This is a genomic window from Azomonas agilis, assembly GCF_007830255.1.
Lineage (GTDB): Bacteria > Pseudomonadota > Gammaproteobacteria > Pseudomonadales > Pseudomonadaceae > Azomonas > Azomonas agilis.
The window spans coordinates 22,817-34,445 of the sequence record NZ_VLKG01000018.1 but is presented as its reverse complement, the minus strand read 5'-3'; the positions used below and the strand labels follow the sequence as shown (position 1 = coordinate 34,445).

Here is an 11,629-nt window from a genome sequence, read left to right as displayed (position 1 = left end):
CGCTGTGCCGGTGTTTGGACACGCCAGCTTGAGCGGCATAAAACCTGTTTGAGCGCTCAGCCATGATGCGTCTTGGCTTGTATCTCTCTGTGGCGTTGGCCCTTGTGGGGGCAGGCTGGACGCTTAAAAGCTGGAAGGTGGAGAGCGATGCCGCCTTAGCTTTGCGTCACCAACTGGAGCAGCAAGCGCACGACCGCCAGCTCATTGCTGAGATCACGGATAAGACGCTGGCTGCCATTAGCCAAATCCGCGTCACCAACACCACGATTTATCAGAAAACTCGCCATGAAATTACCAAAGAGCCTATGCCTGCTGATTGCCGGATTCCTGCTAGCTGGATGCAGCAGCTCAATACCGCCCGCGCTGCCAAGGCCGATTGAGCAAGCCTTGCTTCAGTCGTGCCCAGATTTACTGCCGGTGGTGGTTGCTGAGGACGGTACCGGCGACCCTGCCGAGTTGTTATTGGCCGATGTAGCACTGGCCGGTCAGTACCTTGAGTGTCAGCGTCTGCACCAAGGGTTGATTGATGCCATCCTGCTGGATGGGAAATAGGACAGGTTATGCCAGTGACGCACGATGAGTCCTTATTACCGCTGCCCAGCAACCTAGAAGAGCTGGAGCGCTGCCTGTCGGATGCGGAGTGGCGGATTTTCTCGGGCTGTCTGTACAAGATCATGATTAAGGGCGATGGTGATGAGCAAGCCACGGTATTGCCATTTAGGCCCAACTTGGCGCAGCGCCGGTTTATCAGTCGTCTTTGGCACCGCAACTTGATCCTTAAGGCCCGCCAATTAGGGTTCACCACCTTGGTGGCGCTCTTGTGGCTGGATCACGCGCTGTTCAATGCCAACCAGCGCTGTGGCATCGTGGCCCAAGACCGGGATGCAGCGGGCAAAATCTTCCGCGACAAAGTGAAGTTTGCCTACGACAACCTGCCCGAAGAAATACGGCTGCGCTTTCCCACTAAGGCCTCTAACGCCGATGAGATGCTGTTTGCCCACAATAACAGCTCCATTCGGGTGGCCACCTCAATGCGCTCGGGCACCATTCACCGGCTGCACGTTTCTGAGTTTGGGAAGATTTGCGCCAAGTACCCGGAGAAAGCGCGGGAGGTGGTGACCGGCTCCATTCCAGCTGTGCCCACCAACGGCATCACGGTGATTGAAAGTACCGCCGAGGGGCCAGAGGGCGAGTTTTACGACATGGTGCAGCAGGCGGAAGCCCTGTTTACCGACAAAGCACCACTGACCCCCAAGGATTACCGCTTTCACTTCTACGCATGGTGGCAGGAGCCTAACTATCGGCTGGATGCCTCCACCGTCCCAGTCAGCGATAAGGAGCACGACTACTTTGACCTGATCGAGTCCAAGATGGATTGCCGTATCGACCCCGATCAAAGGGCTTGGTATGTGGCCACCAAAAGGGCGGACTTTGCGGGCAAGGAAGAGCGGATGTGGCAAGAGTATCCCTCCACACCGGCTGAGGCTTTCCAAGTCAGCACCGAGGGCAACTACTACGCCCAAGATATGCTGGAAGTGCGCAAGCGCGGCGGGATTACCCGTGTTCCAGCCTTGGATCTACCCGTGAATACCTTCTGGGATATTGGCAATGCTGATGGTTGCGCCATTTGGTTCCACCAAGAGTTACGGGGCGAAGACCGCTTTATTGACTATTACGAAGAGCATAACCAAGACCTGCGCCACTATGTGAAACACCTGCAATCACGGGGCTATGTGTTTGGTACTCACTTCCTGCCTCACGATGCTGAGCACCGCCGTTTAGGGGATTACAACCGTAGCACCCAAGAGATGCTTCAGAGCCTGATGCCGGGGCAGAACTTCGTCATTGTCCCTCGAATCACTGAGCTAATGACCGGCATTCACCAGACCCGTAAACACCTAAAAGGCTGCTTTATAGACGAGGAAGGCTGCGCCCAAGGTATTAAGCGGCTGGAAGGCTATCGCAAGAAATTCAGTCGTTCTGATAACCGCTACCTCGATGACAGCCCGGATAAATCCAACCAGTGCAGTGAAGGTGCAGATGCCTTTCGGCAGTGGGCTCAAGCCAAAGAGCTGGGCATGACCTTTAGCCAAATTTCCACCTACGAAGAGGCTCCAGCCTCTGACTGGAGACTTTAACCATGCGTTACCCCAGCAGCGCCGATCAGATGTCTGTACCCGATACTGAAGAAAGCAGCCCAGCCGATGAGCTATCCCTGAGCCTTCAGGAATACACCGACTTTATGCAGGAGGTTGAGGAACAACCCCTGTGGCGCTCCATCGCTGATAAAGAAATGGACTACGCTGATGGCAATCAATTGGACTCTGACCTGTTGCGAAAGCAGCAAGAGTTGGGGATTCCACCGGCTGTTGAGGATCTGATTGGCCCTGCTTTGCTCAGTATTCAAGGCTATGAGGCGACCACTCGAACCGACTGGCGGGTAACGCCCAATGGTGGCAGTGGTGGGCAAGACGTGGCCGATGCGCTGAATTACAAACTCAATGAAGCCGAGCGTGAATCCAAAGCCGACCGGGCGTGTTCGGATGCCTTTCGACCTCAGATTGCGATTGGTCTGGGTTGGGTAGAGGTCAAGCGAGAAAGCGATCCCTTTAAGTATCCCTACCGCTGTAGCGCGGTACACCGCAACGAAATCCACTGGGACTTTAAATCGGTAGAGCCAGATTTAAGCGATGCCCGTTGGTTGCGTCGTCAGCGTTGGCTCCCGGCTAGCCGTATTGCCTTGGTGTTTCCTGAGTATCAGGAGTTGATTAGTACCCTAGGTACCCATGGCCCAAACTGGTGGGCTGAGCAAGCCGCTGAATCTTTAGACGGTGGATGGTCTACCGGGCTGCGTAATGCGTGGGGTGAGGCCAGAGCATGGACGGTGCAGGAAGACCGCTGGTACAACTCCACCAACAAAGACCTGTGCCTGTCTGAAGTCTGGTATCGGCGCTGGGTGAATGCCACCCTGATGCGTACCCCTGATGGTCGCGTGGTGGAATACGACCAGAACAACCCGAACCACCTGACTGCCGTAGCCCATGGCTTGGTTGAGGTGATTCGCTCGGTGGTGAGCAAGGTGCGGCGTAGTTATTGGCTGGGCCCACATCGGCTGTTTGATGGCCCCAGCCCCTACAGTCATCACCATTTCCCCTATGTACCCTTTGTGGGGTTTCGGGAAGATACCACCCATGTGCCTTACGGCTATGTACGCGGCATGATTTACCCGCAAGACAGCGTAAATACCGGCATCAGCAAACTACGCTGGGGCATGTCGGCCGCACGCACCGAGCGCACCAAGGTCGCAGTGGATATGACCGATGCCCAGTTCCGCAGGCAAGTGAATCGCATTGATGCCGACATCCTGCTTAATGCTGAACACATGGCTAAACCCGGAGCACGATTTGAGGTTAAGCGAGACTTTCAGCTCAATGATCAGCAATTTCGGATGCTGGACGACAGCCGCATGGCCATTCAACGGGTGAGTGCAGTAACCACAGGCTTTATGGGCAAGGAGGGTACGGCCAACAGTGGTCGCCAAGAACAGATTCAAGTGGAGCAGAGCAACCAGTCTTTGGGCCGGATCATGGATAACTTCCGTATGGCGCGTACCCAAGTGGGCGAGCTGCTGCTGTCCATGATTATTGAGGATTTGGGGGATCAGCATCAGATCATCGTCATCGAGGGCGATGCCGTGCGGGAGGATCGCGCAGTAGAGCTGAACAAGCCAGAAACCAATGCCGCTGGCTATCCTTACCTGTCCAACGATGTGCAGCGCACTCGATTAAAAGTGGCCCTAGAGGATGTGCCCAGCACTTCAAGCTATCGTGGCCAACAACTCAATGCCATGTCGGAGGCGGTTAAGAGCCTGCCGCCTCAATACCAAGCAGCGGTATTGCCGTTCTTGGTTAGCCTGATGGACGTACCCTTTAAGCGTGACGTGGTGGAGGCCGTACGGGCCGCAGCGGAACAGGAAACCCCTGGGCAGATTGAACAGCGGATTAAGCAAGCGGTTGAGGATGCGCTGGCTAAATCCAACGCTGAACTCAAACTGCGTGAGCTGGCCATCAAAGAGCGCGCCTCGGATGCCGATATTGAACGTATTCGGGCGCAGGCGGTACAGATCGGCGTACAAGCCGCCTACTCAGCCATGCAAGCCGGGGCACAGGTAGCCACCATGCCACAGATCGCCCCCATTGCCGATGCAGTGATGCAAGGGGCGGGATACCGCGCACCCACGCCCCAAGGGGATGATCCTAACTTCCCGGTTCCGACAGGCGTACCTATGCCAGAAGTAGGGGCTGTGCCTGAAGTGCAAGAGAACACCAGTCCAGCCTATCCGCCCGTACCCCAGCAGCCGGGATCAGAGATGCAGGGGATTGAGACACCGGGGGTGGGGGATAATTTGGGGTAGGGGACACTTGGCAATGGTTAGCGAATTTGCTAACTTTTACCCATGAATTACAACATCGAATACTTTCATGAGCGGGTCTTGGCTGAAATTGAATCATGGCCCGCCGATGTACTGGCCGACTACGCCCACCTCGTTGAGCTGCTGATGGAACATGGGCCTAACTTGCGCTTGCCTCATTCACGGGCTTTTGGCGATGGCTTATTTGAACTTAGGTCCAAAGGTAAAACCGGCATAGGCCGCGCCTTTTACTGTTATTTGCTGGGCAAGCGAGTTGTCGTACTCCATGCTTTTATCAAGAAAACTCAGCAAACACCTGACAAGGAGCTAAAACTAGCTCGTAAACGCTTGAAGGAGGTACAAAATGCCTAACCTCAAATACCAACCCGTGCCCTATAACCATGAAGAATTTTTAACTAAGGCCCGCGCTAAGGAAGGCTTTAGTGAAGCCTATGATGCGCTGACTTTGGAATACCAACTGGTTGACCAACTACTGAAAGCTCGTACCCGCGCCGGACTCACTCAAGATGCTGTGGCCGAGCGCATGGGAACCACCAAAAGCGCCATTTCACGGCTGGAATCCGCAGGTAATGCCCCCTCACTGGCTACGCTAAAACGCTATGCACAGGCTGTAGGCTGTGAGCTGCATATTGAGCTTGTGCCGCAGAAAGCGGGGTAATTAACTAGTAAACCTTAAAATAATGATCTAAATTGAGCACTTAATTTAGCCCATTACTGAAGGTGCGCTATGCAACAGCTATTGGCCAACTATTCGGCCAGCATCTCCGAACTGAAAAAGAACCCCACCGCCTTGCTTAATGAGGCGGACGGTGCGCCCATTGCTATTCTCAACCACAATAAACCCACTGCTTACCTTGTTCCCGCTGATACTTACGAGCAGCTTTTAGAGCTGCTGGACGACCACGACCTTGCCAAAATCGTGGAGCAGCGCCGTGCCGACCGAGCTCAAGCCATCGAAGTGAGCCTTGATGACTTATAAGCTCAAATTTTTGCCTGCTGCGCTGAAAGAATGGGAAAAACTGGCCCCCAACATTAAAGCCCAATTTAAAAAGAAGCTGGCGGAACGGCTGGAAAACCCGCATATCCCCTCAGCCAGACTACGGGGCTATGAGGCTGTATACAAAATAAAACTCCGAACACTTGGTTATCGACTGGCTTATGAAGTCATTGATGAGGAAATCGTGGTTTACATACTGGCTATAGGCAAGCGAGATAAGGATGAGGTGTATAAAAAACTTGCTGCACGGAAATAAAATAAAGATTTTTAATCCATGCTCATAGGGAAATTTTTATTATGTCAGTTTATAATGACTATATTTCAAGCATGGATCAAACCATTAAGTCATGCTTACAAACGTTAGGGTGTCAACCTGTTATATTTGCGGGTGCAGGACTGAGCATGAGATATGGGCATGGCCCATCATGGTTGACACTTCTTGATGATACTTGCTCAAAAAATCCATTAGTTGAATATGATCTAGCTTATTATAAACAAGAATATGGTGATGATTTACTAGAAATAGGTTCTCATCTCAGTGGTTTTTTTCATAAGTGGGCATGGGGCGCTGGAAGAGCTGAATTTGATGAAGTTCTTTTTTCAACTAGTTCTGAAAAAAGCTTCTTCTTTAAAAATTTTATATCGAAGTGTATAAAGGAGCGCGTTATTTCTGAGTTGTCCGAAGTAACAGATACCTGTTTAAAATCGGAGATCGAATTGCTTCAAAAGATACATCCGCAGTCTGTTATTACGACAAATTATGATGCGTTATGTGAGTTAATATTTCCAGAGTATACGCCAATTGTTGGGCAGAAAATCATTAAAGCATCAGGTATACCCATTGGGGAAATATTTAAGATACATGGCTGTGTAAATGAATATCAAGAAATAATAATTACATCAGAAGACTATGAGAAATGGAATAGTCGAAAGAAGTATCTATCAGCAAAGCTGCTTACATTTTTTTTAGAGCATCCTATTTTAATTATTGGATACGGTGCTAAAGATCCAAATATTATATCAATATTACGCGATATTGACGAGATTATCTCAAATCAGCAGAGTGTTATAGAAAACATATTTTATGTGATTTTTGATGAGAAAATAACTGAAGAATCGAATCCACCGAAAGATGTTTTACTGGATCTTGGAAATGGAAAATCACTTCGGGTAAATGCACTATATGCAAAAGATTTTTCTTGGATATATACAGCATTTGGCTCAAGTGAAGTGATGAATAATGTAAGCCCAAGGACATTAAGAGCATTAATGGCAAGAGCTTATAATCTTGTTAGATACGATATACCAAAAATGGAAATTCAATGTAGCTTTAGCATGCTAGAAAATGTAGTTAATAATAATGAAGAGCTTCCAAAGCTGCTTGGAATAACTGCATTGACAGAGCATGAAAAGTTTAATTTGGTTTATCCATATACTGCTACCGAAGTTGCAGAGGTTTTCTTAAAAGAAGGGCTGCTTCGAAAAGTAGATAAATTTTTAGTTAGCAAGCTTGCAAAAAGAATTTCAGAAGAAAAAGGAGTGAATATCCTTGAATCTGACAATAAATATCATGTAAAAGTTAAGACTGGTAAAAGCGAAAAAAGCACATCTAAAAAATACTCAGAAAATGCTATCGATTTATTTAGAAAAATTATTTCCGGTGAGGATTATGAGGTAAATATTTAGTGTTAGATAACACATCTAACAGAAATATTTGACGTTTAAAGTTTAGTTAGATTAAGCTTCAAAAGCTGCTATAAATTCAGCGGCACGGGATTGGCCTCCCGTAACTCCAAGGTGGGCATAACCACCGCTTAACAGCGGTTTTTTTATGCCTGCGGCATGGCATCGCCATCGTTATGGGTGGTTCCGTGTGGGCACTTGCAAGAGTGGCCGGTTTTCTTGGAGCCGGTAGGCCAACCCGCACGGTTCCGCCCACCAGATTGGCCTCTGGCGCGGAAATCCCATTTCCAAGAGATCAATGCTATGTCGAATATTCAATTAGCTGTAGTCGAATTCCATACTCAACAACTGACTGTTATCACCGGCCCAAAAGGTGAGCGCTTGGTTGCCATGAAACCTATTTGCGAAAACATCGGCCTTGCGTGGAGCGGCCAGTTCGAGCGTATTAAACGCAATGTGGTTCTCAATGAAGCCATTCGTGTTATACGAACACCTTCAGAGGGCGGCGAACAAGAAACTCTTTGCCTCCCCCTCGACTACCTCAACGGCTGGCTATTCGGCGTAGATACCAACCGCGTTAAACCCGAAATTCGCCCGCGCTTAATCCAGTACCAGCGCGAATGCTTCCATGTTTTAGCGGCTTAGTGGCAACAAGGCCAAGCCACCAACCCCCGCAAAGCCAAAAAGCCCAAAGCCCTGCCCAACGGCCTCACCACCGAGCAGCAAGAAGCCATCAAAGGCTTGGTCAAGGCCCGCGTCGATTCACTCCCTCAAGACAAACGCGCCAAGGCTGCGGTTAAGTGCTGGTCAGCCCTCAAGAATACCTTTGGCTGCACTTATAAAAAGATTGATCCTAACCAGTTCACAGATGCAGTCAGTCTGGTGGCGCGGTTGGAATTGGAAGGGGAGTTCTTAGGTAAAGACGATCAACCCAAACTGGAGCCTTTTGCCCAAATCATTGGCCGTCCGTTAAAGCCGATTGAGCGCTGGATTGTGTACACCGATGGCAGTGATAAAGAACAGTACCGGCCCATCCCGATTGACTCCTTTGTGATGACTCCAGCCAAGCTGCTGTATGTGATGGCTAACACCCCGGATGCACCTATTCCGACTCAGGATTTATTCGACTTCGTGGTGGCTGCTTTGTCCAAACTGAAAGCCATCCGGTCGGCCAGAGCAGTTCCTCAAGAGGTGTTTAATGAAGGGGCGAAAATGGTGGCGCAACGCTTCTTGGAAGGAGATTTCCTAGGCAAGGAACCTAAGCCCAAACCTATCACCTTGAATCAACTCGATCTCGCCATGCTCTATACCTTCAGCTCGGCGGCGATGCAGCTCTGTGATATGGGCGAGCGTATGAAGCCCGCCATTGAAGCGTTGCGGCCTATGGGGCTATTCGGTGTCAATGCGCGCTTGGAAAGCTGTCGATTAGCGGTGAGTCATTTCTATAAGCAGATGGGGCCACAGATGGAGGCGGCGGCGCAAAAAGAAAAACTGCTCAACGAGTGGATGGATTTAGGCGCAGCGGAAGATCGGAGCCGTCCGATTATTAGAGGTTAATTTTTTACATCCGGGATTATCCCGTATCTAAGCCTCGCCTAGTGCGGGGCTTTTTGCTTACCCCCTGTAGGGTTCGAATCTTTTAGCTCTGAGAGGCAACCTGCCTGCATTCATTTTCAGGTAGGGGGCTTTATGAATGCGCTGATTATTGCTGAGACGACAATCCGCCAAGATGCGAACGGTCGTTACTGTTTGAATGATTTGCACAGGGCGGCGGGGTCTGAGGCGCGTCATGCACCTGCGCAATGGCTCAGAAACAAACAGGCTAAGGAGCTAACTCTGGAGCTGAAAGAGGGCCTATGCAAAATTGCACAGGCCCCTGTAGCTACCATCAATGATGGCCTAAATAACGGAACCTATGTCTGCAAAGAGCTGGTTTATGCCTATGCGATGTGGATCAGCCCAGCCTTTAACCTCAAGGTGATTCGCACCTTTGATGCGCTGCAATCGGTCAACCTCAGCGCATGGCAAGCACTTCAAGCCGTCATCGCCCAAGAGGTGGAGTCCAAAATACGGGCTCAGCTTGGTTCGTACTTGATGATTCAGCGCAAACGCGAGATCCATCAGCTAAAGGCGCGCATTGAAGAATTGGAGCATGAGGTTCAGCCGTTATTGCCGCTGCATTAACGCTTACCCCCTGTAGGTTTTCCTTCCGCTCAACCCTCAATGGGATGATGAGCTTAAACCTGTATTGGGTGTTGCCCCTATGTCTGACCAAGAATCCCGCCGTGTTGTTCTGACTAGCCTCGATGCCAGCGGTCATCTACTGATCCATTACAGCGATGGAGACATAGACGACGTGGGGCAGGTGGTATGGGCTTCTACTCCAAGTGGTTCAGGTGATAACGGCTTGGATGGTGTAGGCATTCAGAGTGCCAGCATCAATTCTGAAGGGCGTTTGGTGTTGACCTATACCAATGGCGCGGTGAGCTATCTGGGCAAGGTGGTCGGTAATCCCGGCACCAATGGCTCTAATGGTCGCGGAATTTCTGAGGTGGTACTGGAAGAGTCTGGCCACCTGACTCTGAGCTTTACCGATGGCACAACCTCGGATGTGGGCTTGGTGCGTGGGGTAGGGATTGCCTCGGTCAGTATCAATGCCAGCAGCCACCTCATCATTATGCTAACCGATAACACTACCTTGGATGCGGGACTGCTACCAAGCGCAGGCAGTCTTGCTAGCTTGCAAGCCGCTGTCGCCGATCTTCAAGCCCGCGTTGCTGTGTTGGAAGCTGGGTCATCAGCTTCTATACCTGAAAATGCCTTAGTCGACGCATCCGGCACCGTCTTGGTAGATGCCTCTGGAAACTATTTGTTAGGAGTCGCTGCGTGACTATTTCCCATCAATTGCATGGCGTTGAAGCGCCAAGCAGCATTCCTCCTAGCGTAGGAGCCCACTACACCAACACCGCTACGGGGGATCAGTATTTATCCAAGGGAACCAGTGCGGTATCGGATTGGGTAAAACAGGCTAAAGCCATTGTTCCGGTGGTGATGACGGGACTGTCTGAGGTCAGTCTGGATCTTCAGTCTGGTAGCCATTGGCATTTTACCTTGACTCAAGATATGACTGTAACGCTCCCAGAGTCGGCTGAAATTGGGGATCAATTTGTGCTGACGGTCGTTCAGGGTGGCTTAGGGGGCAAGCTGGTTATTCTGCCTACCTCCGTCTCATTAGAACGTAGTGGCGAGACTGATGTGGACACGGGTGCTGGAGAGGTCAGTGAGATTTTACTGCGCTATGCTGGAAACGAGGTTTGGGTAGGGAGGATTGCGACGTTTGGGGGAAAGTATTGGAATGAGTCAGTGATTGCATTGGCCTGGTATTTTAACCCCTACACCTACAGCGCGATCTTTGACTTACAACTGAACCGTTTGACTCCTTTGCTGTGCAAGATTTCCGGGAGCTCTGGTTATGCAGAGGATTACTGCGGCATAACTGCGAGTGGCCGGTTTGTAGTTACGCATACGGGTAATGATCTACCGCTGACAGTGATTGATACAGCCCGCTTTGGAAACGAATTTAGGGAGGGGTGTGTAACAACAGATATTGCCTTAACACGGGGGGGATTTGTTTGGGGTGAAAACTCAAGACCTCCGGTTATTTTTGGTAATAGCCTGTATGTAATTGATGCTGCGCAGATCGTTTGTAAGGTTTTGTTGAATCAGGCTGTGCGCGTAGATCTTTTTACAGCAGAGGGAACGCCGCAATCTGTTGCCGGTAATGGTGCCGAGGTGACGCTAACCTATATTGGTGTCGGTGGCGGGATGCCAAACCCTGTTGCGGGGCTTCTCACCTACGATGAGGCAACCGGTACATTGCTGCCCACCCAATACCCTGCTATTGAACACTTTGTACCTAGTACCGGTAGCAGCTCACCCCCATCCCCTATGTTTTGCTCCGTGGCCTACTCACCAGATGGTAGTCAGATGGCCTTGTTGGTCTCGATGTTCTATTTGAACGATGAGATGAATACGGTTATGGAGGTATTTCTGGTGCTGTACGAGGTGAGCACCAAAACCGTTCTGTTCCAGAGCGCGGATTTATCGGGGCAGATAAGCTTCGATAGCAGCGCTACTCAAAACATCCAGTATTCCAAGAATGGACGCTTTATTTACTGCTCGACAGTAACGCCTAGCCAAGTAGGCGTTTTATTGGTGTTCGACACCCAAACGCAGACCGCCCATTTCTTAAGTCTTGAGGATGTAACCGGAGCCCCAATTCCTTCAGGGGATAGCGATCGTTTTGCATCGGACAATAAAACCTGTGTTGCAGGAGATGGAACCGTTATCCATGTACAGAGCGGTGTGGGACTGTATCGCTACAAGTTCCTTACAAATACGCGCCAGTACATGCCTTTTAGCGACATTGATGTAGGCCTGTGGGATGGAGCTACAGAGTCAACGATCATCGCACGGCATTACTTTGCCGTGGCTGCCGTTTGAGTGTTGAGGTATCC

Annotated in this window: 14 protein-coding genes; all 14 read left to right on the top strand. The window is 50.4% G+C overall.

Annotated features, from left to right (window positions below):
• Nucleotides 1-62 precede the first annotated feature (62 nt).
• The 14 genes from LX59_RS15355 (at nucleotide 63) to LX59_RS15295 (ending at nucleotide 11,615) form a co-directional block, all read left to right on the top strand.
• A complete protein-coding gene (locus LX59_RS15355) occupies nucleotides 63-380 on the top strand; it encodes a hypothetical protein (RefSeq protein ID WP_144571508.1) in 318 nt (105 codons plus the stop codon).
• A 7-nt stretch (nucleotides 381-387) separates the two neighbouring features.
• Nucleotides 388-552 carry a hypothetical protein gene (locus tag LX59_RS15675; RefSeq protein ID WP_170234398.1) on the top strand — a complete coding sequence of 55 codons (165 nt, stop codon included), beginning with the start codon at nucleotides 388-390 and terminating at the stop codon, nucleotides 550-552.
• A gap of 8 nt (nucleotides 553-560) precedes the next feature.
• Nucleotides 561-2,138, top strand: coding sequence for a terminase (locus LX59_RS15350; protein WP_144573348.1), 1,578 nt, complete (start codon nucleotides 561-563; stop codon nucleotides 2,136-2,138).
• Nucleotides 2,139-2,140: 2 nt separating this feature from the next.
• Complete coding sequence (locus tag LX59_RS15345) at nucleotides 2,141-4,414, top strand: portal protein (protein ID WP_246118785.1); 2,274 nt, start codon at nucleotides 2,141-2,143, stop codon at nucleotides 4,412-4,414.
• Between the two features lie 78 nt (nucleotides 4,415-4,492).
• On the top strand, nucleotides 4,493-4,783 hold the full coding sequence (locus LX59_RS15340) for a type II toxin-antitoxin system RelE/ParE family toxin (protein ID WP_246118784.1): 291 nt from the start codon (nucleotides 4,493-4,495) through the stop codon (nucleotides 4,781-4,783).
• Nucleotides 4,776-5,090 (top strand): helix-turn-helix domain-containing protein, encoded by a 315-nt coding sequence (locus LX59_RS15335; protein ID WP_144573346.1) that lies wholly within the window; start codon nucleotides 4,776-4,778, stop codon nucleotides 5,088-5,090. Before LX59_RS15340 ends, LX59_RS15335 begins: the two co-directional genes overlap by 8 nt.
• Nucleotides 5,091-5,159: 69 nt before the next feature.
• Nucleotides 5,160-5,411, top strand: a complete 252-nt coding sequence (locus LX59_RS15330; RefSeq protein ID WP_144573345.1) for a type II toxin-antitoxin system Phd/YefM family antitoxin — start codon at nucleotides 5,160-5,162, stop codon at nucleotides 5,409-5,411.
• On the top strand, nucleotides 5,401-5,685 hold the full coding sequence (locus LX59_RS15325; protein WP_170234397.1) for a type II toxin-antitoxin system RelE family toxin: 285 nt from the start codon (nucleotides 5,401-5,403) through the stop codon (nucleotides 5,683-5,685). Before LX59_RS15330 ends, LX59_RS15325 begins: the two co-directional genes overlap by 11 nt.
• A 41-nt stretch (nucleotides 5,686-5,726) precedes the next feature.
• Nucleotides 5,727-7,115 (top strand): SIR2 family protein, encoded by a 1,389-nt coding sequence (locus LX59_RS15320; protein WP_144573343.1) that lies wholly within the window; start codon nucleotides 5,727-5,729, stop codon nucleotides 7,113-7,115.
• 300 nt (nucleotides 7,116-7,415) lie between these two features.
• Nucleotides 7,416-7,757 (top strand): phage antirepressor N-terminal domain-containing protein, encoded by a 342-nt coding sequence (locus LX59_RS16020; protein ID WP_144573342.1) that lies wholly within the window; start codon nucleotides 7,416-7,418, stop codon nucleotides 7,755-7,757.
• A 96-nt stretch (nucleotides 7,758-7,853) separates the two neighbouring features.
• Nucleotides 7,854-8,669, top strand: a complete 816-nt coding sequence (locus LX59_RS15310) for a hypothetical protein (protein WP_144573341.1) — start codon at nucleotides 7,854-7,856, stop codon at nucleotides 8,667-8,669.
• A gap of 132 nt (nucleotides 8,670-8,801) precedes the next feature.
• On the top strand, nucleotides 8,802-9,296 hold the full coding sequence (locus tag LX59_RS15305) for a KilA-N domain-containing protein (RefSeq protein WP_144573340.1): 495 nt from the start codon (nucleotides 8,802-8,804) through the stop codon (nucleotides 9,294-9,296).
• A 79-nt stretch (nucleotides 9,297-9,375) separates the two neighbouring features.
• Nucleotides 9,376-10,002: a hypothetical protein gene (locus LX59_RS15300; protein WP_144573339.1), complete on the top strand. Its 627-nt coding sequence runs from the start codon at nucleotides 9,376-9,378 to the stop codon at nucleotides 10,000-10,002.
• Nucleotides 9,999-11,615 carry a hypothetical protein gene (locus LX59_RS15295; RefSeq protein ID WP_144573338.1) on the top strand — a complete coding sequence of 539 codons (1,617 nt, stop codon included), beginning with the start codon at nucleotides 9,999-10,001 and terminating at the stop codon, nucleotides 11,613-11,615. The genes LX59_RS15300 and LX59_RS15295 overlap by 4 nt, the downstream gene beginning before the upstream one ends.
• The last annotated feature ends 14 nt before the right edge of the window (nucleotides 11,616-11,629 follow it).